This window comes from Algoriphagus sp. NBT04N3 (assembly GCF_019443765.1).
GTDB classification, from domain to species: Bacteria; Bacteroidota; Bacteroidia; order Cytophagales; family Cyclobacteriaceae; genus Algoriphagus; species Algoriphagus ornithinivorans.
In genome coordinates this window covers 345,944-372,388 of the sequence record NZ_CP048415.1, presented here as the reverse complement: position 1 = coordinate 372,388, position 26,445 = coordinate 345,944, and the positions used below count along the sequence as shown (strand labels likewise).

Genomic DNA, 26,445 nt, shown 5'->3' with positions numbered 1-26,445 from the left:
AAAAATGTTCCAAAGAAATTACGAGACAGTATTCATTTTAACTCCCGTTTTGTCTGATGTTCAGATGAAGGATACTGTCGACAAGTTTGTGAACTTGTTAAAAGAAGAGGGGGCAGATGTAATCAATGTGGAGAACTGGGGTCTGAAGAAAATGGCTTATACCATTGACAAGAAGACAACAGGGTTCTATGTATTAGTTGAGTTCAAGGCTGATCCAACTATCATCCGCAAGTTTGAACTTGAGTTCAGACGTGATGAGAAAGTAATGAGATTCCTGACTACTGTTTTGGACAAGCATGCTATTGTTTATGCCGAAAGAAGAAGAAAAGGAGAGTTTAACAAAAAATCAGAAGCTAAGGAGGAGCAAGCCTAATGACACTATTCAACGAGCCAATCAACAGAGGCGAAATCAAGAAAAAGTATTGCCGATTCAAGAAGCACGGCATCAAGTACATCGACTACAAGGATCCTAATTTCTTGTTGAAGTTTGTAAATGAGCAAGGAAAAATCCTTCCTAGAAGACTGACTGGTAACTCTGCGAAATACCAGAGAAAAGTAGCTCAAGCAGTTAAGAAAGCAAGACATTTGGCTTTGTTGCCATTCGTAACCGATGGTTTGAAATAATTCGGTCTTGTATCGTCCAACCAATAAAGATCATTACAAATGGAAATCATATTAAAAACAGACATCAAAGGTCTTGGCTATAAAAATGATTTGGTAAATGTAAAGCCCGGATACGGCCGAAACTACCTAATCCCTCAAGGCTTCGCGGTACTAGCTACCGGTTCGAACAAGAAAATCCTTGCTGAAAACATCAAGCAGGCAGCTCACAAAGCTGAAAAGATCAAAACTGAAGCTGAGAATATCGCAGCTAAACTTGCTGAAGTAACTTTGGAGATCAAAGCAAAAATCGGTGAGTCAGGAAAAATCTTCGGTAAAGTAACTACTTTACAGATTGCTGACGCTTTGTCTAGCCAAGGATTTGACATAGACAGAAAGAAAATCTCAATCAATACTCCAGTAGACGGAGCAGGAGAATTCACTGCAGAAGTTGACCTTCACAGAGAAGTTAAAACTGACGTTAAATTTGTAGTAGTAGCTGAATAAGCAATACTCAGAAAATAGAAAAGCTCGCCAATTGGCGAGCTTTTTTTGTTTGGATTAGTTTAGAAATTTTTCCAAATCCTCCACTAGTTTCTTAGAGACAGCACGGCTGTTTTTCTCTCTTACTTCTTTGAAAAGTTCTACAGCCTTCTGGCTCTTTTCAATCAAACCAACTGGATTTTGATCATACTTGTAGCTATTCCAGCACCAAGATAATTCAGCAGCCAAAGAATCACCGATCTTTAACTTCTCCAATTTGCTAACCGTTTCGATCACGGTTTTTTCCATCTTTTCTGTTTGCATGGTTTAATAAGGTTTGTGTTTTCTTAAAATTTGAAACAAATCACGGTATTTATTTTAAAATTAACAAAATAAGTATCGAAAATTTAACACAATTACAATTTTCAATCGATTTCGAGATATATTTTTCAATCGATTTTTCCCAAAAGCGCCCAATAAATCCTCCGCATTTCAAAAAATTTCCTCCTGTTATTCAGCACCTTTGGAATAAAGCCAAAATTCTTCCGAAAGGGATTTGGAAAAAAAAGAATGGAATTCTACCTTTGTGACACTTTAAGGAAAGCAGAAGCGTTTTCCACCTAAATTGACCCATGGTGTAACTGGCAACACGTCTGATTTTGGTTCAGAAGAGTCTAGGTTCGAGCCCTAGTGGGTCAACAAAAAAGCCTCATTTCGAAAGATTTGAGGCTTTTTTGATTTTTATAGCTGAAGCTATTGAGTCAATAGGCGCAACCTGAAAGCATTCATAGCATTTCTTCCCAACTGTTCAGTAAGCCTATAATTGGCGATTGCTCCGACACCTGCTCCTATCAAAGGGATCAATTGAGCTAATTTGGCCAGATCTATATAATCGCGGTAATCTAACTGGAAGGTCTTCCAGTCAAACTCATCCATGCTTGCTGGCAAGGATTCTTTATAGGATTCCCAGTTTTCTACCAGCTCAATCAAATTATTTTTTCTTTGCTGACTGGAAAAAGTTAATTGGAAAACATAAAGCAAAAACAATCGCTCCTGATATTCTTTGGTATTCACTCCGTAAAGAGCTGCTATATCGAAGAGCATTTTCATTTTAATAGTCAGAAATGCGGGGAAATCAGCGAAGCCCATGAGTATTCCTCCCGCACCTGTTACAGCACCTTCCACCGAGGCTGTATTTCTATACCATTTGATTCTATTTCGCACCTTAAATTCCCTCACCTTAAATGGCATATTTTCTTCAGGCCTAGGCACAATCCAAGAGGATCCTGTTGAAACAGCCTTAACCATATTTTCAATAGCTGAAGTGATGGCCTTGTGCACTTTTTCAGGAATCCAATCATTTATTTTCTTCTGAACTCCATGCGTCATCTTACTTCCCAGCGAAGGTGGCTTCTTCATTTGAAACAGCCAGGAACCAACCTCAGCCTGTATGTACTGATCATAATTATCCATGCAAACTTTTCATTCCAATTCAGGTTATTCAAGGTATCAATTCCAAAACAATCATCCCATGATCAAGCCAGTTTATTTACTTATTTTAAGCCTGATTGGAGCTCTTTATTTCGGTAATGAAACCAAACCAGCTAAAGACCCTTTCAGCTCCATCACACTTTGCCATAATCCCTCGGATGATATGGCGCAATTCATTGATGCTCCTGGATTCCTTTCATTTCATCCTTCTCCTAATGCAATAAATTTCGATGGAGCTGGGGATATGATCAGCTTCCCTACTCCAGATGGAGAAAATGCAAATGCATACTTCATACCTGCTGAAAACCCTTCAGATCAATGGCTATTCGTGTACCAAGAATGGTGGGGACTGAACGATCATATCAAAAAAGAAGCAGATAAATTCTATGCTGATTTAGGAAAGTCAGTCAATGTACTGGCATTGGATATGTACGATGGAAAAGTGACCAGTAATCCCCAAGAGGCTGGTCAATTCATGCGAAATGTGAAAGAAGAAAGGCTACAAAACATTGTAAAAGGGGCTTTGATGCATGCAGGTGAAAATGCTGAAATAGCAAATGTAGGCTGGTGCTTCGGAGGAAGTTGGTCTTTGAAGTCCGCTCTTTTGACAGGCTCTCAAAATATTGGATCCGTCATGTATTACGGCATGCCTGTCAGAGATGTGGAAACATTGAAAACACTTAACTCAGATGTGCTGGGACTATTTGCCACAGAAGAATATATATCCAAGGAAATCATTGAAGATTTCGCCTCAAAAATGCAGCAGGCAGACAAGAAGTTGACTTACAAAATCTTTCCGGCAGTTCATGGCTTTTCAAACCCAAGCAATCCAAAATATGATCCCGAAGCAAGTAGAGAAGCTTATGAAATGGCTATTACTTACTTGAAAAACAAATTTCAGGGATAATTGAAATGAAAGAATAGGCAGAGTTAAGCAACACTTTGCCTATTCTTCATCAAAACCCGGTCTGATAAACTGATCCAAGTTCGGAAATTCCTTCTCCAATAACTTTCTGCTTTTTTCCAGAAGCGCCAAGATTTCCACGATTCTATCTTGATCCTCTTGCATCTGATTTAACAAATGGATCCATGCCTGCATGCTTCTTTCTATTGCGATTTTGGTGATTTTTGCTGTTCCATTATAGGATTTTTCTGACTCTGGATACTCATCCCAAAAATCTTCCTGTTTCTCCTTGAGTGCTCTGCTACTTTTTACATGGATAAAAAATAAGTACCAATGTATCACCTCTACAGCCTCACTTAAGGCTATGACTTTATCCTCAGCTTCAGAAATAGTAATCAGGCCTAACTCCCCTTTTTCCTCCAGCTTAGAAATAAATGCTTTGAAACTATCCGATTCCAACCAGGCTCTAGCCGTTTTCAGATAGCTATTAGTTATTTGATATAGGGGTTCTTCCCCAACTTTATACTCTTCTTCTTCCTCCTCTTCCAAGGGTATCTCCTCTTCTATTTCATCCAAATTTATCCCGAACTCTTCAGCTGTATTTTTGAGTAAATCAATTGTTTCTTGAAAACTTTGAGAAAGATTCTCCCAAAACTCCTCAGGTTCGGAATTGCTCGTGTTTTCTGTTTTTTCATAGACTCTACAGCGGGAAGTAAAAGAGCAACGTTCACACCATCGATCACACCAATTATATATGCCAGGTATAAAATTCGAATCCATCTCTTAATTTTTTCTTTTAAGATAAAAAATGAATTTCAAAAAATAAGGCCATACCGAAAATCGATATGGCCTTCTTAAGAATTTTTGGATTAATTACTTGTATAGACCGTTGAAAAGCATCTTAAATGTTCCATGGGATTGAGCTCTGAAAGTTATCTCAGGACCGAAAGCATAGAGCTTTCCTTTCCCAATTTTAGCCTCAAATGCTGTCACTCCATTTTTCAGATAGGATTGACCCCAAGCCCAACCACTTCTCAGTGGTTCTTCTTCTCCAAACCAAGCAATAGCTTTTACTCCTTGGTTTGCCGCTTCAGGATCTAATCTGAAGACAGGAGACCTATTAAACATGATGTAGGACTTCTCTCCCATTCCATAATTGATCGGCTGGCTATTATCCACATGCATTTCCAAGACAGAACCCGGGATATAATATTTTTCCCCTGATAGTGGAGTTTCCTTCCCATCTGATCCCATCTCTACCAAGGCATCAGAAACTGGAAGACCTAAATGAAAAGCCAATTCCGTAGCTGAACCTACAGTCAAGACTTCTCCTCCGTTTTCCAAGAAAGCTTTAATCTGTGGTAAGGATTTTTCAGCTGAGAAATTCCCAAGCATGTGGTGGTATTGAGGATCAATTTCAGAAGAATCCGGCTGAGATCTGCCACCACCTCTGCTTCCTACAGAAGGTATGCCCGGACCGATAAATAATAGCACATCATACTTGTCTTTAAGATTGCCCTGATCAATTTCAAGAGGGAAGACTTGCTTATAATCAAAATGGAATTGCTCCAACATCCATCTAACCCAACCGGAAGGCATTGAACCCCCATAATAATCGTATAGCCCAATTCTAGCAGGCTTGATTTCTGTCGCTCCTTTAGGCATGGACGCTGGCTTGGCATAGACTCCATATTCTTGAGCTGCTTTTTCCAAAATCTTTTTACCTCCCGAACCAACATAAAAGGATCCCGCAGGCAAACCATTTACTTCCTGCTGTGTCCTGTACACTTTTACTTTTGCCTTCAGCAAATCATTGACTGCCATGAATGCATTATTCCCTTTGATATCGATTAGATAACCAGATCCATTTGCTAGCGGCTTGGCTGGCGGAGTTTGAATTTGTCCGTAAGGGACTTGCTCAAATGGCCCATCAAAGTCTTGCATGATCCTATCAATCTCCGAACCCATCTGAAATGCCAATGTCCAACCAGCAGCATCATAAGGCCTAATTGGAGGACCTCCAGGATACAGGAAGTCATTTGGATGATCTTGTGGCTCAAACATATCTAAAACATGCGGTCTAAAGGCCTGATCCGTCTTTACAATATAAGAGCCAGCAGGGTAGGATTTCCCATTCACTGAAAAATCAGCAGTTGCCTTTTCGACTCTTATTCCTGATTTAATCAATGCATTTAAAAACTTAATGGCAGTAGGAAAATCGGCCTGGTCTGCCGGAAGAATATAGCCATAAGGATCTTTTCTGGCAGGATCCTGATATACTTGTTCATAAAATTCAACCGGCAAGCCAGATCTCCAACCTGTAGGCCTTTTTGCTTTGCCTTCTTTTCTGGCTTTTTCAAAAGCGTCTTCTATGGCCTGTGCGTTTTTTGGATATAAAGTCCAAGTATCTTTTTGACCTTTCTCAATGGATCTTCTGCCCATCAGATAAATATTTCTCAAAAGTTCATCACCATGTCTAACAGCATGATTTAGAATCGCATAATTCAAGGACACTGAATACTCTATGGAAGACTTAAAATGCCATTCTCTAGGCGTAATTGGGTAAGGTGTTCCGTTATTTGGAATTAGCCTTTCAGGCACCAGAGGAACCTCAGATGGTGTAGGGTTTCCAATAATTTCAGTCAAAATTCCGATTTGATTATGATAGTAAGGGGTAGTTCTCAAACCACCATTCCACCAAGTAGAGAACACTGATCCATCCAATCTGGTATATCCTGGTCTGTCTTCCTGATGCAAACGATTAATCATAGCAGCCCCCAGAGCATCTAAGCTGGTAATAATTAGCGGATCAAAAACATGGTTGAAAGGATCTCGGTAAGGTGGTCCTGCTACGACTGTCCCTGCAGGACCTGACTGATGGTGATTGTAAATAATTTGAGGAATCCATTCCACATATTGCTGAAGTGACATATTAGTCGCCTCAGACATATTATTCATGTAAAAATCACGGTTATTGTCATGCCCTACATATTTTTGATAGAGAACAGGTATGTTCTGATCTCTTTTTGTTGGGTCTTCTTTTCTCATATACCAATCCGACATGATTTCCATTCCATCAGGGTTGGCATGCACCAAAAGAATAATCACTTCATCCAAAATTTTGAGAGTTTCCTCATCATTTCTGGATGCTAGTTCATAGAGTGTTTGAATTAATTGATGGGGGCCCACCACCTCATTGGCATGAAGTCCACCATCGATCCAAACCACGGGCTTACCATCTGAGATTAATGCTTCAGCTTCCTCTCTGGTAATTTCAGCATGAGCAAGTTTTTGAGAAATTTCTTTATACCTGGCAAGCTGAGGAAAATTCTTTGGAGCTGTAACAATAAGCATGGGTTGCTCTCTGCCAAATTCCGTTTTTCCAATACTTGTCATTTGCACTCGATCAGAGGCATCTGCTACTTTTTTAAAATAGGCTTCTGTTTGGCTGAAATTTGCCAATTTGTAATCGTCCCCGATTTCAAAGCCAAAATGTGATTTGGGAGTTGGGACCTGCTGGGCATGAACTTGAATGATCAAGAATGAAAACAGCAAACCCCAAAGGGTAATTTTACTTCTCATAAATTTCAGATTGGTGGACAATGTATTTTGCTCTAAAATAAGATTAAAAAGAGAGCTACTCAGGAGAAAGTCGCTCATTCGTCTAATTTTTACAGGATCGGAGTTTAAGAGAGATTACCTTCCGCCCCACTTATCAAAATAATATTCGGATTAAAGCTATCCCAACTTCCCAACCCATCAAAAATTATTACTTTTGCAATGAAATCCTTATCAAAACTTCCTCCTTAAAACCAAGACTTCATGATATCTGAGGTAAAAATATTTGCAGGGTCCAACACTCAAAATCTCGCTGAAAAAATCGCCAAGAATTATGGTAAAAAACTGGGAGACATCACGCTCTCCAAATTTAGCGATGGGGAAATGTCCCCAAGCTTTAATGAGTCAATTCGAGGTTGTACCGTCTTTGTCATCCAAAGCACCACTCCTCCGAGCGATAATATCCTAGAGCTTTGTTTGATGATAGACGCTGCCAAAAGAGCAAGTGCTTACAAGGTGGTGGCAGTGATCCCTTACTTCGGGTATGCAAGGCAAGACAGAAAAGATAGGCCAAGAGTTTCTATTGCTGCCAAGTTGATTGCAAATATGCTTACCTCGGCTGGAGCTGACAGAATTGTGACTTGCGATCTGCATGCCGGTCAAATTCAGGGATTTTTTGATATACCATTGGATCATTTGAATGGATCAGCTATCTTTGCACCCTATTTGAGCATGCTCAACCTTCCGGATATGATTTTCGCAGCTCCGGATATGGGCGGTGTAGCCAGAGCAAGGGCTTATGCCAAGCATTTTGAAGTAGAAATGGTAGTCTGTGATAAGCACAGAAAAAGAGCCAACGAGATTGCCTCTATGCAGGTAATCGGGGATGTAGAAGGAAAGGATGTGATTTTGGTAGATGATTTGGTTGATACAGCGGGAACGCTTTGTAAGGCCGGAGAAATCATCATGGCAAAAGGAGCTAAATCTGTGAGAGCCATTGTAACACATGGTGTCCTGTCAGGAAAAGCTTATGAAAACATCGAGAATTCTGTTTTGGATGAATTGGTAATCACTGATACCATTCCTTTGAAGCAAAAATCATCCAAAATCAGAGTACTGACAGTAGCAGACCTATTCGCCAAAGCAATTCATGCAGTGACAGGTAATACTTCCATCAGTTCTTTATTTATCTAAGAACCAATTTTAAATAAAATACATATGAAAACGATTGAGATTATAGGGTTTAAAAGAGCAAATCTCGACAATCAAAGTTTGAATGAGATCAGAGAATCAGGTAACGTACCTTGTGTGGTTTACGGACCAGGTATCCCTGAGCAAATTCACTTCTACAGTCCGATTATCCTTTTCCGTGACTTGATTTACACTCCGGAAGTTCACTTGGTAGAGTTAAATATCGAAGGTACTATCGTAAAGGCAGTATTGAAAGATGCTCAATTCCACCCAGTAAGTGATGCATTGCTTCACGTAGACTTCATGGCTTACACTGAAGACAGAGATATCAAATTTGAAATCCCTGTGAAAGTTGTAGGAAGCTCTCCAGGCTTAGCGAAAGGGGGTAAATTGGAAATGAAAACCAGATCTTTGAAAGTAAAAGGTTTGGCAAACAACTTCCCTGATTTCATTGAAGTTGATATTTCCAACTTGGATCTTGGAAAATCATTCAAAGTGAGTGAATTGAAGCCAGAAGGATTTGAAATCCTTACCAGCCCAAATGTTTCTGTAGTTACCATCGGTATCCCAAGAGCATTGAGAGGCAAGAAAGGCGAAGAATAATTCATAGAGCATTTCTTAAAATCCTGCCCCTCAAAGGCAGGATTTTTTATTTTTAAGCCAAATTTGAATCATGAAATATCTAATAGTAGGCTTGGGCAACATAGGCCCTGAATATGAGCTGACTCGACATAATATTGGATTTCTGACAATAGATCGACTGGCGGATCAATACGATGCCAAATGGGAAAGTGGCCGGCTCGCATTTAAGTCCGAATTCAAACACAAAGGACGAACAATCCATCTTATCAAACCCACTACTTACATGAATCTCAGTGGTAAGGCAGTAAACTATTGGATGAAGGAGCTCTCAATTCCCAAAGAAAATATTCTGGTCTTAGTCGATGAGGTAGCGATTCCTTTTGGGAAACTCAGAATGAGAGCCAAAGGAAGTGCTGCAGGTCATAATGGTTTGAAAAATATTGAAGCTTTGACCGGAGGACAGGATTATCCTAGGCTTAGAATGGGTATAGGTGACGATTTCCCGAAAGGACGTCAGGCTGACTATGTGTTAGGCAAATTCAAGCAGGAAGAATTTGATCAACTTCCGGAAATCATGGATAAGGCCATTGACATGGTTTTGGGTTTTTGTACCATTGGAATAGCCCAAACTATGACCCAATACAATGATTGATTTTTTTATTTGGATTTGAATGCCCTACCCTATTTATTTGTAGCACTTCAGGCAACTGATTTATAAAGAAGAGGCGAGAGACTAGGCTCTGAGACCCTCTGGCAACCATCCCGATTAATTCAGGAAAGGTGCCAAATCCTACCCGAAGCGGGAACTATAAATTGGCATTAACTCATCCTTATTCCTTTTTAGTTCGAATCTGACTCGGGTAGATCTATCGGTTTACTGAAAAACCTTAAATCTATTTAGACTATGAGTCAACATTTCGAGACCAATTCCATCAGGATCAACCCTTCCAAGTCCAATCAAAAGGAACATTCCTCTCCTATTTATTTGACTTCCAGCTTTACTTTCGATTCTGCAGAGGAAGCAAGAGCAACATTTGCAGACGAAATTGAGGGCAATATTTACTCCAGATATGCCAACCCTAACTCCTCAGACTTGATTGAAAAAGTCTGCGCTGCTGAAGGCACGGAGGATGGAATAGCAACCGCTTCCGGGATGGCAGCCATGTTTGGAAGTATAGCATCACTTTTACAGCAAGGCGATCATGTGTTAGCTGCCCGATCTCTTTTTGGGTCAACCCACCAGTTATTGACGAGAGTGTTCCCGAAATGGGGAATTACCTCTACCTACGGAGATATCTCGGATTATTTGAATTGGGAAAAGCTTGTACAACCCAATACCAAAATGCTATTCATAGAAACTCCATCCAATCCAGGACTGGAGATTATTGACTTGGAATGGGCTGGAAATTTTGCTAAAGCACATAATCTAATTTTAGTAGTCGACAATTGTTTTGCAACTCCCTATCTCCAACAGCCAGCCAAGTGGGGGGCACATATAGTTACCCATTCAGCTACGAAGTATATAGATGGACAGGGAAGAGTTTTGGGAGGCCTAATACTTGGTACACAGGATTTAATCAAGGAGGTTCAATTTTTCACGCGTCACACTGGACCAGCCATATCTCCTTTCAATGCCTGGATACTATCCAAAAGCATGGAAACATTGGGAGTTAGAATGGATAGACATTGCAGCAATGCGCTAAAAGTTGCTAAATACTTTGAAGGTAATTCCCAACTCAATGCAGTAAAATACCCGTTCTTAAAATCTCATCCTCAATATGATTTGGCAGTAAAGCAAATGAGTCAAGGTGGAGGAATCATCACTTTAGACCTTAAGGGAGGAGGAGAAAGAGCCCAAGGCTTTATCGATGAACTGAAAATGATTTCAGTTACTGCCAATTTGGGAGACAGCAGAAGCATCATCACCCATCCTGCGTCTACCACCCACAGCAAGCTTTCGGAGGAGGAGAGAGAAAGAGTGGGTATAAGCAATGGATTGATTCGCCTTTCTGTTGGATTAGAGCATCACGAAGATATTATTGCTGATGTAGAAAGAGCCTTGGATCTTAGTAGAAAGTAAAAATAAAAAGGTTGTCTCTCGACAACCTTTTTACATATCTACCAGGTTGTATATTTGAGTTTAGGAAAAGCACGAATCACATCTGAAAGACTTATTTGACCTATTAACCTTCCATCCTTCAAAACAGGAAATCTTCTAATTTTTAGTTCTAAAAATTTTCCTGCAGCATCAAATAATGATAAATCAGGAGTTAGGGTAATCACATCTCGGGTCATATACTCACTTACCTTTCCGGGAAACCCAGGGGTATTGGTATATTTTCCTTTGATTATTTCCCGAAGACAGTCCACCTCAGATATAATTCCAACCAGAGCTCCAGACTCATCGACCACAGGCGCTCCGGAAATTTTTTTCTTAGTCAAAACTTCCATTACCTTATCAATGGTGTCATTCGGCCCGAATGTCACAAGATTGGTACTCATATGATCTTTAACCAAAATCTGATCAATAGGAGACTTCTTTGGTTCTACTTCCCTTACTCCTTGAAAACTTTTTACCATAGTCGAAAGAATTTTAGATGAATTAATAAGATACTGAAATTTCATGAAATTTAAAACTCAATATTGAAGAAAAGATATATTATAATTTATTATTCTGTTTAATACACCTAATCCCTAATTTTATTTTTCAACAATAAAATTGGCTTCCATTTTTTATTGGCAGGGGTATATAGATCATCAAAATCAAATGTTCCAGCCAAAATATCCAAATCTCCATCTTGATCAATGTCTCCACTGGATACCACCAAAAGGTTCGCTTTAAAATCAAGTTGAGTTGTGTACGGCTTAAATTTCATTCCTCCATTATTTTGGAAATAAACCAAATCCTGCCTTGGCTCTTGGGCTTTATCTGGAAAAAATGAAATAGCAACAATATCTAAATCTCCATCTTGATCAAAATCGGCAACTTCAACGCCACTTGCTCCATACATGGGATAAAACCATTCTTCCGAGAATCGAAAAGCTCCTTGATTCAAAAAAATTCTTATGCCATGATAATTTTTTAGAATTGGGGAAAGATCGGCATTATCACCATTTACTAAAACTATATCCATTAAACCATCTCTATTCATGTCGACCAGTTTAAAGTCACTGCTTCCAAAAGCCGGCTGAAATCTTAAGATCTCTTTTTCTTGAAAGTTGGCCCTTCCATCATTTTCCCATAAATAAATCCCCTCTTGCGCTTGAGTCATTAATCCAATAATATCTAAGTCACCATCTTTATCGTAATCTAATATATAAGTTTTTCTAGCTCCAGGTAGAGCCTTTAATATTAATTCTCTTTGACCATCTCCTTCAGATATATAGGCACTCAATTTCCCTAAATGATCTCCAAACTGAGCAATTACTTGGTCTTCTATGCCATCTGCATTTAGATCACCAACACTTATATGAACAGGCCTGATCAACTGTTGATGAAGATCTTCCGAGATCCAGTTTTGTCTAGATTTCTTGAATTTCTTGAAGCTACCAAGTGTATCATTAGCAGGATCCATTAATCCCATTGATAGAAGCTTAAAACTCTCATTGTCCTGGAGAACAATGGAAACTGGAGCAATAGGGGTATCTATTGAGTCAAGAATAAAAGGTTCTTTGCTCATGTCCAATCTAAAAATTTTTCTAAACCTATGTCCTATCCAAACATCTCCGGAAGGTGCTACCTCTATCATTGTCGCTAAATTGGAAAATTTGAATTCAAAATCAGGAAATGATTCTTCAAATCCAGGTAGCCCTTTCTGAGGTATTTCCTTTTTTGGCTGTGGCAATGGTGATGTTGGAGACTCTTCTAAATAGTATTTCTTCAACTTCTCCCAATCCTTTTCTTTAATCAAGGGGATTTTAGAATAAATCCCCTCAGGGATCCCTCTATCCTCCGGAAGTGAAACACCAAAATCTTCCTCCAAATAGAGTCCCAACCTATGTCTCATATCCGGTAGCACGCTTTTCTCCCAGGTAGCTTTGTCTAAAATTTCGGGCTCTGGCTTAAGATGACAATTGCCACAATAAACCTCGGCTAGCTGTTTTCCATCCAACTTTAAGTCCATCTGTGAAAGCTGATAGAGGCTGGGAATAGGCTGCTTTCTTTCAGATATGGGATTACAGGAAAAAATGAAACAAATAGAAAGGAGATAAAGAATAAACCTCATGATTCAAACGCTTTCAAGAAACCTTGCACCTGATTGGCATCGACCCCTAGTTGTTCAAATAAACCATTTTCTTCAGAAGAGAATTTAACTGAATGATCTGTAAACTGATTCTTGGAAGGAATTTTGGTTTTACAAGAAGCGTGAATCTCTCTAAAATTCGAGAAACTTCTTAATTGAGCAACATGCTCAGGCTTTGAACCCCCACCTGGCATTATGATAATTCGGTCCCCGGCTTTTTCCAGCATTTTCTCAATCATGGGTAACCCTTCTGACACTGAATTTTTAGCACCCGAAGTCAAGACTCGAGAAAAACCTAACTCAATGACTGCATCTAAACCGGATAAGGGGTCTCTACTAATATCTATTGCCCGGTGAAATGTGCAGGGTTTTCCTGAGGCCTGATCTAGTAAGATTTCACAGCAACGATCATCTATTTCGCCATTCGCGGTCAAAGCCCCAAAGACAAATCCATCAGCTCCCAAATCATTCATCATTGCCATATCCCTTTGCATCACTTCAATTTCCTTAGGGCTATAACAAAAATCTCCTCCTCTAGGCCTGATCATCACGAAAATAGGAATCTTGATCTGCTCTTTAAGAAATTGCAACATCCCGGGTGAGGGTGTTTCTCCCCCTTCCAGAAAACTAGCACACAATTCAATTCTATCCACTCCAAATTGAGCTGCATCTATCGCAGATTGAACATTAAAAACAGGGGCTTCTAGAAGATATTTTGACATTCTAAAAATGGCTTTTAGAATCAATAAGGATATTTCCTTTCAGCGTTCCTTGAGCAAAGTTAAATCCAGGATGCACAGCATAAGCTCCAATATGTCCTTCTTTATTTATTGCCAAAAATCCAGCTTGAATATCTTTAATGTCTTGTTGATTTTTTGCAATCAACCTCTTTACCGCTTCTTCACAAGCTTCCTGAGGTGTTCTTCCCTGCCTCATCAATTCGACAATTAAAAAACTTCCACAAATACGGATGATAGATTCACCTAGACCTGTGGCAGTAGCAGCCCCTACTTCATTATCCACATAGAGCCCTGCCCCAATGATCGGACTGTCCCCTACTCTTCCATGCATTTTGTAAGCAAGGCCACTTGTAGTACAGCTTCCTGCTAGATTTCCCGACGCATCCATCCCGATCATTCCAATAGTGTCATGATTTTCTATATTGATGACAGGCTTGTATTGACTCGTCTTTTTCCATTCATCGTAAGCTTTTTGAGCTTTAGGACTGAGCTTTTCTTCCTCCATAGGGAATCCTTCTTGAATGGCAAATTGCCTAGCCCCTTCTCCTGCCAGCATTACGTGAGGCGTTTTTTCCATCACCGCTCTTGCCAAACTGATAGGATGCTTGACCTGCCTGACGAATGCCACTGAACCACAAGACCCATCCCCTTTCATAATAGATGCATCAAGCGTGGTAATTCCTTCCCTATCAGGTAAGCCCTGCAGTCCTACCGATAAATTATTGAGATCCAATTCAGTATCTTTCACCCCCGCTTCTACAGCATCTACGATATCCCCCGTTTCTTGAAGCTTTTTGAAAGCTGCCTCATTGGCAGGCAAACCATGGTTCCAAGTAGACAAAATCAATGGTTTTTCACCTGGCAAATTTTCTTTGGATCCTTGCGCACAAGCTTGGGTAATTCCAGGTATAAATAGGGCAGACCCTAAAAGGGATTGTTTAAGAAATTTTCTTCTTTGAGACATTAGGCTTATTTTAGGTTTTAGCTTGAAAAACTCATTCAGAATCCTAAATAAGCCTTTTTTTTCACAAATCCTCAGAAAATTCCATGAGACCTTATATCCTAAAAGAAGCAAACTGGAAATCCTTAAAAACCCATAGATTTGACTTGGCAGTTCTCCCTTGGGGGGCTACTGAAGCACATAATTACCATATGCCTTATGGAACGGATATTTACGAAGCAGATGCCATAGGAGAGGAAGCAGGAAAAAAAGCTTGGGAAAAGGGCGGGAATGTCGTGATTCTTCCTTCTATCCCATTTGGTGTCAATACAGGCCAGTCAGATATTTATCTGGATATGAACCTCAATCCAAGTACTCAATTTGCGATCCTCAGGGACCTGATCACTGTTTTGGACAGACAGGGAACCAAAAAGCTTTTGATTCTCAATAGTCATGGAGGAAATGACTTCAAAACTGCACTCAGGGAGCTAGGCCTTCAATTTCCTGAAATGATGCTATTTACCTGTAATTGGTTTCAGGCCCTTGATAAAACCAACTATTTTGAAGAAAGTGGAGATCATGCAGATGAAATGGAGACTGCCTTGATCATGCATCTTCATCCTGAACTGGTTCTCCCGCTCGAAGAAGCTGGAGATGGGAAAGAAAAAAAATCAGTAATCGCAGGAGTAAGAGAGAAATGGGCCTGGGCTGAAAGAAAGTGGTCTCAAGTAACAGAAGATACTGGAATAGGAAATCCAAAAAAAGCCTCCCCTGAAAAGGGAAGGCGCTATTTTGAAGATGTCACAGATAAAGTGGCGGAGTTAATTCTCGATATCTGCTCCGTAAATTCAAATGAACTCTATCGCTGATTAATCCAAAACCGAAAGATCGAAATCTCTCACATTGCCTTTGAAATCAATTACTTTTAAGGATTTCGTCCCTTTGGGGAGTGTAACTTCTTTAGATGACTGAGATAAGAACCCTGATCCGTGATTGATCTCGAAGCGTTGAGTTTTGCCGTTTTCCAGCGTAGCTAAGATTGCTACCAAATCATGACTTGGGTCAATCGCTTGACGCTCCTGAGTTTTTCCTCTGTATACTTTAAGTTTATCTCTGTTTTGAGAGGCAATATACAGTGGCCCGCCATTCACAGAACTTAACTTCACGAGGGCTTTGCCATCTTTAGGGACTACAAATCCACTTTCAGATGAGCTTAGAGGACTGAAATTCCCATTACCATCCCCGAGTAAGACTAACCCATTTAAAGCGTCTAACCTTCCAATAAAAATTTCATTTCCATAATCATTCCCTATTAGCAAGATATCTAAGAAACCATCTCCATTAATATCTTCTGCTAAAAGCCCATTGATTGGGCCCAATTGCGCCATTGCAGGGAGTTCGTGCACTATAAACTTCCCTTTACCATCATTCTCCAAATACACCGAGCGATCATAATTACCCGTCAGTACTAGTGCCTCTTTTTTTTCTTCCTCAGTAAATAAAGTTTGCTCGTTGCTTAAAGCATAAAGTTTATAGCGCTCAAACTTTCTTCTGAACAAGATGCTTTGCCCATACAAATCATCCCAAAAATGACTAGGGAAGGACTCATATTTGCCTTGTTTGTTTTTGTACCAAGCAAAAGTGACCGGATCTACACTTCCGTTTCCATCAAAATCCTTGGCGTAAACTTTGACAGGTCTTTCAGGGGTCGGATGATAATGATTATTAGCTCCTAAATTTCCAACCACAAAATCCATATCTCCATCTTGATCGAAATCACCTGATTGGATGGAATTCCACCAACCTAAATAGTTACCCAAGCCACTTTCCCACTTTATCAACTGTGCCCCATCATTTCGGAAGACAGTGATAGGCATCAACTCTCCCACAACGATTAAATCCATCAAACCATCCAAATCGACGTCGGACCATATCGCATCCGTGACCATTCCAACCTTACGCAATTCTGGAGCTACCTGGTCGGTCACATCTTCCAAAACTCCTTGGTTATTTTTCAGTAAAAAGCTGTTTTCCGGATATGGATATTGTGCAAAGGGGGTACGCCCTCCCACAAATAAATCTACAAAGCCGTCTTGGTCAAAATCGGCCGCTCTGACGGTACTTCCACTCGCTTTGATTCTGTTAAAGTCCAGGTTTAGAGTAAAATTGCCTTTCCCATCGTTGAAATAAACTCTGTCCTGATATTCGGCAGAATTAGCGGGAAACTCATTACTGCCACTGACCAAATAAAGGTCCAGATCGCCATCCTTATCCAAGTCAACCAAAAGAATCCCCATTTCTTCATAATTCGGGTTTTCCCCCGGTAATAAGTCCTTTTGGTCAAAAGTTCCGGCTGAGTTTTGAAGAAATACTTGAGGATTATGCCCTGAAGAAGACCCGACAATCAAATCCTCCAGTTGATCTCCATTGATATCACCTACTGCTAACGCAGGTCCATATTGCGTCAATTTGTGAGGAAGAGTTCTCTGAACGTTGAAGTCAATTTTATCGCTCTCAAGATGGATGAAATCAAGTCCAAGTTGCTCAGCAACATTTTCAAGTAAAAGTTCACCCTTTTGGTTTTCAAGAATCGCTACCAAGTGAGGCCCTTGCGTAGCCTCTTGGTATTTCATTTCAAGAATTGAGTTTAAAGCTGGCTGTGGTATTCGCTGTTCTTTACCATCAGGCCAAATAAGCTGAACCTCCGTCACCGATTCTCCGGAAGGTATTCCAAAATGCAGAATTTCTTCTATGGAGGACATGTATCCTCTGACTACCTGCTGCTCCTGATATAGCTTTGATCCATTGGATAAGGTCAAGATTAGTTTGGCTCCAAGACCCTGGGAATTGGTTTTGGGCCCGAATAATTTAACTCTGAGAAAACTTCCTTTTCCCTTTTTTGCTTCAAGTTTATTTTCAAAAACAAATGCTGGATCATTGATATTATTAACCACATAGTCCAAGTCTCCATCCAAATCCAAATCAACCAGAGCTGCCCCATTGGAAAAAGAAGGTTTATCAAGCCCCCATTCCGTACCAATATCTTCAAAAGTCAAATCTCCTTTATTTCTGAAAGCATAATTCGGAATTTTGACAATCGGAATGGAATCCAGAAGTTGTCTTACACTTGCAATATTGCCTACATCCGCACGGTAATTGGCAAAATCCTTATCAGTAATATCTCTCGGAAAACCATTGGTGATCAACAGGTCACGTTGTCCATCATTATCCACGTCTCCAAATAAAGGCGCCCATGACCAATCCGTCTGATAGACTCCAGCATACATCCCAATCTCGCTGAAGGGTGCGTCATTTCCATTATTTAAATGGAGCATATTTCTCATATATTGATACTCATAACCCCACTTTTCATTATTAAAATATGCGAGGTAAGAGTTTTTTCCAACCGTTGTTTTTTTCCTATAATTACTTTCACCTAACATGTCAAGTGTAATCAAGTCTGGCTTTAAATCATTATTGATATCCGATAGATCAGCACCCATAGAAAAATGGCTTTGATGCTTAAAATTTTTATTTATTTTATTTGAAAACGTACCATCCTTATTATTAATATATAAAATATCGTTAGTTAAATAATCATTAGATATATGAATGTCAGGCCAGCCATCATTATTGAAATCTCCAATAACCAATCCTAATCCGAATCCCTCAATTGTTATTCCTGCTTTTAATGTGACATTTGTAAAAGTATTATCCCCATTATTTCTATATAAAGCATCGTTATTTATAGAAGATCCATCTACAATTTTTTCACGATAATTTGATGACAATAATCCAACTTGGTCATTATTTAGAATATACAAATCCAAATCCCCATCTAAATCATAATCTATAAAAGCAGCCCCCATGCCATTTCCAGGATCAGCAATTCCATAACTCTCCGCCTTTTCCTTAAATGTAATTTGGCCGTCTCCATTTTTCCCCTGATTAACAAAAAGTAGGTTATTTCTTTCTCCGGGACCTTTTTTCATTGCCGAAACTACATAGATATCCATCCAACCATCTCCATTAATATCCACTACCACTGAACCTGTGCACCAATTATCTTTTGCTTCGATTCCTGCTAATGCAGAAACATCAACAAACTTAAAATCTCCTTGATTGAGGTATAATTTATTAGGGACTTGGTTTCCAGTAAAAAATAAATCCGGATATCCATTTTGATCAAAATCCGCTACTGCTACTCCTCCTCCATTAAATATATATTCATCGGTTAAAATATTGAATGAATCTGATTCTACAACCTGATTAATAAAAGAAATTGAGGTCTGATCAGAGCTTAATTGAACAAACAATTTTTCATTTTCCTCACAAGAATAAATCCCAAATGAAAAAAGAACTAAAAAGGATCCAAAAAAATAAATTTTGTACGAAACCTTTTTTTTAATAGAATTTAAATTGATGGACATATATACCTTACTATACTATTTATTTAATTGAAAATAAAAAAACCCACTCTTATACAGAATGGGTTTTTTCTTACATAACTATTTTAGTAGGCTGGATCCTGTTTTAAAGTTGGAACACCATCTTTTAAGGATCGATCTATAGCCTGAATTGGAATTGGATAGAACTCGTTTTTCCCTTTAGTAAATACGGCATTACTTAAATAGACTCTCTTAGTCTTTTCAACATTCAAATATGCGTTCAGGACTTCTGCCGATACACCCCATCTTTGAAGGTCAAAGAATCTATGACCCTCCATTGCAAATTCCAATCTTGTTTCAAATCTGACTGCTTTTCGAGCAGTATTTTTATCAGCCCAAGGTGAATTATAGGTAGAAATTTTATAGTTCGCAGCAGGTTGTCCAGGAACAATAGTGTAATCGTTTCTATTGGATCCTTGAATTGCTTTCGGAACAAATCCCGCTGGGTTAGCGGCTCTTCTTCGAATAGTATTTACCAATTCTCTAGCTCTTTCTAGACTGCCTATTTCAACTTCTGCTTCTGCAAGCCAAAGTAGGATCATACTATACCTCATAATACGATAGTTGTTAGCGGTGAGATTACCCCACCCGCCGACTCCAAAACCAGCAGCTTCTGAGACATGCTTCTTTGAGGAATAGGGTCCTGCATATGAAAGATCGCGAATAAAATCTGTCCCATGAATTTTGAAGTCTTTAAACAAAATACCTGGTCTTCCAAGAGTATGATCAAGTCTTGGATCTAAAGGTCCTGTGAATTCGGTTTGCCAAGTCACATCAGAATCATTAAATGAATCTAATAAAGGGAGCCCCTCACTGTTTGTTTTGTAAGCATTTACTAGATTCTGAGAAGCTTGATAAAACCCACAGCAACCCCACGGATCAGTGTATGGATGAGCCAACCCTACCCCTTGATTGGATGCTTGGTCGTTAGCACTATTTATGGCATACTGGATTTCAAATATTGATTCTCTATTATTCCTCGTAGCAACTAAGAAATTATCTTCAAATTTATCCACCAATGAAAATCTGTTGCTATTTACAATTTGATCCAACAATTGTTTAGCCTCCTGAAGCTTTGCGCTATTTGGATTCCCATTAGCATCCCATCCTTGATACATTTTGGCTTTTGCCAAAAATGCCATTGCCGCCCATTTAGTTGGCCTACCTATTTGATTTTGTACTTCCGGTAATCGATTGATCGCATCTTGAAAATCTGCCTCAATTAATGGCCAAATTTCAATATCGTTAGGTACTTTAGTACTCTCTACGTCATTAATATCAAAAACCTCATCACTAATATAAGGTGGATTTCGCCACATTTTTCGGGCTTCCATGTGGAAGAATCCTCTAAGAAATCTCGCCTCACCAATAATTCTATTCCTTTTTTCATCACTTATTTGCTCCACTTTTTTCAATGTATTCAAGGCATCATTTGCACGGGCAATCCCCTTAAATAACCCTCTCCACTTATTTGTAATGTGGTTGTTAAAAGCCTGAAAATCATAAGCCTCAATAAATGATTGTTCTGGTTGATCACCGGCATCTGTTCCCTTATACGCATCATCGGAAGCGATACCACCAAAAACCCAATTTTGAACATCATTTTCCCATGGGGCCTGTCCATCAAGACCAGTTCCCGAAAGCATTTTATAGGCTCCGATCAAAATTCCATCAACTCCCTCTTCTGTAGCTAGCCCACTTGAACTAAATTGACCTTGAGGTTCATTAGTGAGAAATTCATCAGAACAACTAAAGACCACCAAGACGATGATTAAGCTACTTATTATTTTAATTATATTCTTCATAAACTCCTTTAATTAAAAGTTAACATTAAGTCCAATCAATAAATTTCTGGAGACAGGCATGTACCCCCCATCAAACCCTAGAGTATTATCTGTATTGGTTTGGATTTCAGGATTCAATCCAGAATACTTGGTTATAGTAATCATATTCTGAGCTTGAATGTAAATTGATCCACTTCCTAAACCTATTCTTGACAATAGCTGATTAGGCATAGTGTAAGTCAATTGAATATTTCTAACTCTAAAATAGGAACCATCTTCAATAAAATAACTCGACGGTCTACTGCTGATTTGATCATTTGCATCCATAATTGGAGCTGTCGCATTTGGATTCGCAGCTACCCATTGAGATCTTGGTGCTTGAGGATTTGACGGTTGCCATGCATCATATAATGCCGCTTTAGATCTGTTTCCTTGAAATGTATTAAAGTCAGCGAAATACCTTACGTAATTAAATATATCGTTGCCTACTGATCCGTTACCAAATACTGTAAGATCCCAATTTTTATATCCAAAATTAAAATTGATACCATAGGTAAAATCAGGATGGGGATTTCCGATAATCGTTCTATCATCGTCTGTGATTCTTCCGTCCTGATTAACATCTTCAATTTTAAACTTCCCTGGAGCATTATAAGTACCATACGCAGGGTGAGAGTTAGCTTCTTCCTGCGATTGGAATATTCCCAATACATTAAACCCATAATATGAAGATAATGGGAGACCAGCCTGAGTAAGAGTTACTGATGGAACTCTTGAACTAAAACCAAAGAAGCGAGTATCTTCATTTTCATCTAATCTATCTACCCTATTTCGGTAAGTGGAAAAATTAGCAGATATACCATATCTAAGATCTCCACCTCTTGCTGAATTCTGATACCCAAGGTTTAAATCAATGCCCTTATTTGTGATCTGCCCAACATTAGATGCAGGAGCGGCAGCATCTCCAGCTGAAAACGTAATTGGAATTGTAAATAGCATATCCGATGTAACTCGGCTCCAAACGTCAAATTCCAAATTCACCTTACTCCCAAATAATAAAGCATCAAACCCTAAGTTGTTGGAGGTAGTAGTCTCCCACTTTGCATTAGGATTTCCAAATCTTTGTGCATCAAATCCAATTGTTGGAGAAGACATAGACCCATCAATTGGATAACCAGCATTGAAAATATTAGATCTATAAGTTGTGAATGCATTATAATCTCCAATTGCTTGGTTTCCAGTTTTACCCCATCCATATCTTAATTTCATATCATTTACAAATGGCAAGGCAGAACTAAAGAAATTTTCTTCTGAAATTCTCCATCCAACGCTAAATGCTGGGAAAAGTGCATTTCTAGACGCGGAAAGAAACCGTGAAGATGCATCGTTTCTTAAAATAACCTGGGCTAAATACTTGTCTCCATAAGCGTAATTAAATTTACCAAATTGAGAAAATAAACTGTAGTCCCGGAAAACATTGCCCGAATTACTTGCAGTCGTAGCATCACCGAGGTCCAAATAGCTCAAAATTTCAGTACTGTTAAAAGCGAATCTTTGTCGACTTGCTTGAAAAAACTCTCCAAATTCACGAATAGCCTCTGTTCCAACATAAACATCAATAAAATGGATATCATTTAAGACTTTTTTGTACGACATCACATTAGTCCAAACCCATTGATATTGATACTCGTTTCTTGCAGTGGTACTATTAATGAAATTTCCTTCTACGTATTCTGGTTGAGGTCTACCAAGATATCTTCCCCTTAGGGTATTACCATCTATCCCAAGACTTGTTTTTATTTGTAGGTTTTCGTTAATATCATAAGAAGCAAAAGCATTACCAAAAACCCGGAGACGCATGGTTCTATTATCTTGTTGGCGAGATAAAACCGCGAACGGATTAAAGTTATTCCCTAGATTTGCGCCTCGGCTTCCTGCAAAATTACCGGCAATATCATAAATAGGGAGTAAAGGGTGGTGTTTGTAAGAGCCTGAAACTGCATTTTGTTCCTCTTGATTACCGAATCCTCCTTTTCGGTTATCAAAGGTTACAGATAAATTCTCCCCGATAGTTAATCTATTATTTAAACCTTTAAATTCAGTGTTTGCACGGAGTGAAAATCGTTCATATCCTATGAACTTTACAATACCCTCTTGATTAAAATATCCGGCTGAGAGGGCATATTTACTCGTCTCTGTTCCACCAGTCGCAGAAACCTGGTAATTTCTGATGGGCGCAGTCCTAGTTACCTCCTCCCACCAATACGTATCTGCAGACCTTGTAATTGCATAAATGTTTCCAGGTTCAAGTGCATACAGAGACGGGTCCGTCCCGGGGTCACCTGCCATAGCACCGCTTGGAAAGACAAAGTCAGGAATAGTAACTTCACCATTTGGTCCGAATTTATATTGTCCGTGACTTGGAGTTTTCCCTGCATAAAGATCTGCAAGATATAAGTACCTTCCCAACTCCCTAGCGTTCAAAACTTCAGGTGAGTTTGCTGCTTGTTGAGTACCCTGGTAAGTATTAAATGATATAGTGGGTTTACCAATTTTCCCTCTTTTGGTAGTAATAATAACCACACCATTAGCAGCTCTAGACCCATATATTGAGGCAGCTGAGGCGTCCTTCAAAACCTGTATTGTTTGAATATCCTCTGGGTTTAAGTTTCCTTGACGTTCTGTAGGAACACCATCAATAATATATAGAGGATTATTGTTTCCAATTGTACCAAAACCACGTATTCTAACAGTTGCCTCACCTCCCGGCGTTGCATCATTGACTATATTTACACCAGCGGCCCTACCTTGTAATTGTTGCGCAAAGGTAGTAGCCGGAATTGAAAGCAGGTCTTGTGTATCAACCGTTGCCACAGCTCCGGTAATATCTCTTTTAGACTGTTCACCATAGCCGGTGACCACCACTTCTTCCAGATTACTTGTTGATTGAGATAGTTTGATGTCAATAATACTTCTGTTTCCTATTATTTCTTCTTTTGAATCAAACCCGATAAAAGAAAAGACTAAAACAGAGCTTGATGATGGAGCATTAATTACATATTTGCCATCAGAATCCGTAACTACTCCTGTGGTAGTTCCTTTTACTAAAATTGTGGCCCCCGGTAAGGGCTCACCAATATCGTCTGTAACTGTTCCCCTAATAGTAATTTGGGCAAATGCTGTAGCACTGACCAGTACAAAAAACAGTAAAAACAAACTAAAATTTAAATATTTTATTTTCATAAACATAGATAGATTGGGTAACAAGATTAATCTCAAATACTTGTTTGTTAATTGATTGTGCAATCGTTTGCGATTATTCTTAAAATAATTGCAATAGAGTAGTTCTGAGATTACAGATTTCTATTGCCGTTATACCGTGGTACGAATACCTTCAAAAGGTCAGTTCCTTTAGGTTTGAGTGCATCTAGCGATGCCATTTGAGAGATGGGAAAGTAGCTAGGTAGGATAGGTCATAGGCAGAATTTTGGGTTAATTGTACTCTTAATCGTCAATGTTAATTATTCTTAAACAAATATCAAATTTCTAGAGGTTAAATATTATTTGGCGATTTGAGTCTTTCAGAAAGACATTATTCCACATTTTTAGTAATACTCATAACAATTTAGATGTTTTATAGCTGAAAGAAAACCTGTTTTCGCCCTTTTTTGAAAAATTTCTCCAAAAAAGCGAAACTTTTTACCCCAAAATTCGAAAGAGTTCTATTTCAAAAATTTTATTTACTCCTTCTAAGAATCTGAAAAAATTCAGGAATTCCTCTTAATTCATCGAAATTTGGATCTATCAAGGCTTTAAGATAAAGGGACTCATTGGCAGCAACTGCTTTTTCCAATTGGATCATGGCGACTTCTTTTTGTCCGCTATTTATGGCAACCAGCGCTAAGCCATAATAACCATAACCAAAATCTCTACTTCGAATCACAGATTCTTCAAAGGCAAGGGAGGCCTCTCCGTAATTACCCGCTAAAAAATAAGCCAGCCCCTTATTAAAAAAGTCCGCTGGATCAGTAAATGCATAATCATATCTCAAGGTTGCCAACTTATAATCACCCCTCAATATATCCAAAGCACCTCTCAAGCTTTCGTTTACCATCAAAAACTCAGGATCTCTAGTCAAAACAGATGCCTCTGAAAGATATTTATATGCTTCCCAATAATTTCCTTTCAAGGCATAAATCTGACCCAAGTTGTGGAGTGAATAGGGATTATTTTCAAGTTTGATGGCCTGTTGCAATAACCACTCGGCTTCATTCCAAAGATTTTCCTGAACATCTCTATCCAAGGTTCGCTGAGCCTCTCTTATCCTTACCAGTCCTAAATTATTATAAGGAAGCGGCGACCTAAATAACGTAGTCATTTTAGAATAAATCCTCGCTTTCTCTTCCAATCTCGGAGCAGTCTCTCCAGCAATAGCCCAGTCTAGAAATGAAAGTTTGGAGGTTGCAATATTCTCTTCCAGCTCTTGCCGTAAAATGGCAGTCTTTTCAGTTCCCAATCCTGATCCAGGTTTTGCTATTATTTCCACTTTCGCTACTCTCAACTTGGGAAACAACTGACGAGAAAGCTGATCGAAGCCATTAATTGATCTCAATTGTTCCTGCTGCGTTAAAAAATCTTCCCCATTCATCAAAATCGCATAGTAGCTGTCTTTTTTGGAGGTGGAAAGTTCAGGGAAATCTCTTAAAAGAAGTCGAAGGTCAAACCAATCATTCCATCGTGAGGAGACTTGAATTATGGAATCTCTGAGTAATAAATTTCTTTTGACGATTTCGCTTTTTATAGTAGTCGCTCTATCCATTCCCAATCGACTGCTTCTTCCCTCCCTTTGTTCCGGGGATTGCAAACCCGTAATTTTCACTGAAACGATAGCAGGATTTTCTGTCAAAAAGGAAGTCATATCCCCAAAAACTGATTCATTGGAGGAGTTTTTTAAATAATTCGATTCACCTGGGTTGAAAAAAAACTGAAATTCTCTGTTTCTAACCGCTTCTCGACCTGTCACTCCAACCGGAATAGCCAATCCAACAGTAGGGATTTGTTCATCAGGAACAACTCTTCCTATTTTTGCTAAAAAAGGAGTTGTGTCAACCCCCTTTCTTAAAGTCTTAATTTCATAGGGTTGATTACTGGCTTTTTTACCTTGAAAAAATCGTGCCTCCAAAACCGCTGATTCCATCCAAGGCTTAAATGGGATCTTGAAATCCTTCTCTACAGAATAGTCAGAAAGGTTTTTCTTTAAACTCAACATTCCAAAATTGATGCTATCTGTCTCAGATTTCCACACAAGCTTCAGCTGTGGGTTTCTGGGAGTCATTACAGATTCAATTGGAATTTTTCCTTTCACTGTAAATCTCACAGAGTCTCGCAGATAAACCAGTTTTTCTTGCTTAACATCAATATCATTTAGAAAACGTAAGTCCTGCCCAAAGGAGAACTGAACTAACATACTCAAAATGAGA

The 26,445-nt window shown here is 39.1% G+C and carries 21 protein-coding genes, 1 tRNA gene and 1 riboswitch; of the genes, 10 read left to right on the top strand and 12 right to left on the bottom strand.

Features of this window, described 5'->3' with window-relative positions; genetic code table 11:
* Nucleotides 1-4 precede the first annotated feature (4 nt).
* From rpsF to rplI, 3 genes are read left to right on the top strand one after another with little or no spacing between them, the layout of a single operon-like run.
* Entirely contained in the window at nt 5-373 is a 369-nt protein-coding gene (gene rpsF, locus GYM62_RS01710) for a 30S ribosomal protein S6 (protein ID WP_144605684.1), read from the top strand.
* Complete coding sequence (rpsR, locus tag GYM62_RS01705; protein WP_026955569.1) at nt 373-624, top strand: 30S ribosomal protein S18; 252 nt, start codon at nt 373-375, stop codon at nt 622-624. The genes rpsF and rpsR overlap by 1 nt, the downstream gene beginning before the upstream one ends.
* A gap of 39 nt (nt 625-663) precedes the next feature.
* Nucleotides 664-1,107 (top strand): 50S ribosomal protein L9, encoded by a 444-nt coding sequence (gene rplI / locus GYM62_RS01700; protein WP_219958056.1) that lies wholly within the window; start codon nt 664-666, stop codon nt 1,105-1,107.
* A gap of 54 nt (nt 1,108-1,161) precedes the next feature.
* Here the strand turns inward: rplI and GYM62_RS01695 are convergent, their stop codons facing one another.
* The gene (locus tag GYM62_RS01695) at nt 1,162-1,407 is read right to left on the bottom strand and encodes a hypothetical protein (protein ID WP_091655633.1); all 246 of its coding nucleotides are present in this window, start codon (nt 1,405-1,407) and stop codon (nt 1,162-1,164) included.
* Between the two features lie 302 nt (nt 1,408-1,709).
* Here GYM62_RS01695 and GYM62_RS01690 point away from each other — a divergent pair.
* Nucleotides 1,710-1,782 (top strand) — tRNA-Gln (locus tag GYM62_RS01690).
* Between the two features lie 54 nt (nt 1,783-1,836).
* Here the strand turns inward: GYM62_RS01690 and GYM62_RS01685 are convergent.
* The gene (locus GYM62_RS01685) at nt 1,837-2,556 is read right to left on the bottom strand and encodes an EcsC family protein (protein ID WP_219958055.1); all 720 of its coding nucleotides are present in this window, start codon (nt 2,554-2,556) and stop codon (nt 1,837-1,839) included.
* Between GYM62_RS01685 and GYM62_RS01680 the strand changes: the two genes are divergently transcribed.
* Entirely contained in the window at nt 2,555-3,481 is a 927-nt protein-coding gene (locus GYM62_RS01680; RefSeq protein WP_255590485.1) for a dienelactone hydrolase family protein, read from the top strand. The genes GYM62_RS01685 and GYM62_RS01680 overlap by 2 nt on opposite strands.
* Nucleotides 3,482-3,520: 39 nt before the next feature.
* Here the strand turns inward: GYM62_RS01680 and GYM62_RS01675 are convergent, their stop codons facing one another.
* Nucleotides 3,521-4,258, bottom strand: coding sequence for a hypothetical protein (locus GYM62_RS01675; protein WP_219958054.1), 738 nt, complete (start codon nt 4,256-4,258; stop codon nt 3,521-3,523).
* Nucleotides 4,259-4,351: 93 nt separating this feature from the next.
* Nucleotides 4,352-7,060 carry a M14 metallopeptidase family protein gene (locus GYM62_RS01670; protein ID WP_219958053.1) on the bottom strand — a complete coding sequence of 903 codons (2,709 nt, stop codon included), beginning with the start codon at nt 7,058-7,060 and terminating at the stop codon, nt 4,352-4,354.
* 243 nt (nt 7,061-7,303) lie between these two features.
* On the opposite strand from GYM62_RS01670, the gene GYM62_RS01665 reads away from it, so the two are divergent.
* From GYM62_RS01665 to GYM62_RS01650, 4 genes are all read left to right on the top strand, one after another.
* Nucleotides 7,304-8,230, top strand: coding sequence for a ribose-phosphate pyrophosphokinase (locus tag GYM62_RS01665; RefSeq protein ID WP_091655665.1), 927 nt, complete (start codon nt 7,304-7,306; stop codon nt 8,228-8,230).
* 24 nt (nt 8,231-8,254) lie between these two features.
* Entirely contained in the window at nt 8,255-8,830 is a 576-nt protein-coding gene (locus GYM62_RS01660) for a 50S ribosomal protein L25/general stress protein Ctc (protein WP_091655629.1), read from the top strand.
* 70 nt (nt 8,831-8,900) lie between these two features.
* The gene (pth, locus tag GYM62_RS01655; RefSeq protein WP_219958052.1) at nt 8,901-9,461 is read left to right on the top strand and encodes an aminoacyl-tRNA hydrolase; all 561 of its coding nucleotides are present in this window, start codon (nt 8,901-8,903) and stop codon (nt 9,459-9,461) included.
* 57 nt (nt 9,462-9,518) lie between these two features.
* Nucleotides 9,519-9,624, top strand: a riboswitch (SAM riboswitch).
* An 89-nt stretch (nt 9,625-9,713) separates the two neighbouring features.
* Nucleotides 9,714-10,889, top strand: a complete 1,176-nt coding sequence (locus GYM62_RS01650; RefSeq protein WP_219958051.1) for a PLP-dependent aspartate aminotransferase family protein — start codon at nt 9,714-9,716, stop codon at nt 10,887-10,889.
* A 38-nt stretch (nt 10,890-10,927) separates the two neighbouring features.
* Here the strand turns inward: GYM62_RS01650 and GYM62_RS01645 are convergent, their stop codons facing one another.
* The 4 genes from GYM62_RS01645 to GYM62_RS01630 all read right to left on the bottom strand — a co-directional run bounded on the left by GYM62_RS01645 (nt 10,928) and on the right by GYM62_RS01630 (nt 14,757).
* Nucleotides 10,928-11,389 (bottom strand): CBS domain-containing protein, encoded by a 462-nt coding sequence (locus GYM62_RS01645; protein WP_219958050.1) that lies wholly within the window; start codon nt 11,387-11,389, stop codon nt 10,928-10,930.
* Nucleotides 11,390-11,496: 107 nt separating this feature from the next.
* The gene (locus GYM62_RS01640) at nt 11,497-13,035 is read right to left on the bottom strand and encodes a VCBS repeat-containing protein (RefSeq protein ID WP_219958049.1); all 1,539 of its coding nucleotides are present in this window, start codon (nt 13,033-13,035) and stop codon (nt 11,497-11,499) included.
* Nucleotides 13,032-13,775, bottom strand: coding sequence for a copper homeostasis protein CutC (locus tag GYM62_RS01635; RefSeq protein ID WP_219958048.1), 744 nt, complete (start codon nt 13,773-13,775; stop codon nt 13,032-13,034). Before GYM62_RS01635 ends, GYM62_RS01640 begins: the two co-directional genes overlap by 4 nt.
* Before the next feature lies 1 nt (nt 13,776).
* Complete coding sequence (locus tag GYM62_RS01630; protein WP_219958047.1) at nt 13,777-14,757, bottom strand: isoaspartyl peptidase/L-asparaginase family protein; 981 nt, start codon at nt 14,755-14,757, stop codon at nt 13,777-13,779.
* Between the two features lie 83 nt (nt 14,758-14,840).
* On the opposite strand from GYM62_RS01630, the gene GYM62_RS01625 reads away from it, so the two are divergent.
* Nucleotides 14,841-15,602, top strand: coding sequence for a creatininase family protein (locus tag GYM62_RS01625; RefSeq protein ID WP_219958046.1), 762 nt, complete (start codon nt 14,841-14,843; stop codon nt 15,600-15,602).
* Here the strand turns inward: GYM62_RS01625 and GYM62_RS01620 are convergent, their stop codons facing one another.
* The 4 genes from GYM62_RS01620 to GYM62_RS01605 all read right to left on the bottom strand — a co-directional run bounded on the left by GYM62_RS01620 (nt 15,603) and on the right by GYM62_RS01605 (nt 26,432).
* Nucleotides 15,603-19,049: a VCBS repeat-containing protein gene (locus GYM62_RS01620; protein WP_255590483.1), complete on the bottom strand. Its 3,447-nt coding sequence runs from the start codon at nt 19,047-19,049 to the stop codon at nt 15,603-15,605.
* A 197-nt stretch (nt 19,050-19,246) separates the two neighbouring features.
* A complete protein-coding gene (locus tag GYM62_RS01615) occupies nt 19,247-20,986 on the bottom strand; it encodes a RagB/SusD family nutrient uptake outer membrane protein (RefSeq protein ID WP_219958044.1) in 1,740 nt (579 codons plus the stop codon).
* A gap of 12 nt (nt 20,987-20,998) precedes the next feature.
* On the bottom strand, nt 20,999-24,208 hold the full coding sequence (locus GYM62_RS01610; RefSeq protein ID WP_219958043.1) for a TonB-dependent receptor: 3,210 nt from the start codon (nt 24,206-24,208) through the stop codon (nt 20,999-21,001).
* Between the two features lie 493 nt (nt 24,209-24,701).
* A complete protein-coding gene (locus tag GYM62_RS01605) occupies nt 24,702-26,432 on the bottom strand; it encodes a tetratricopeptide repeat protein (protein WP_219958042.1) in 1,731 nt (576 codons plus the stop codon).
* Nucleotides 26,433-26,445: the final 13 nt, after the last annotated feature.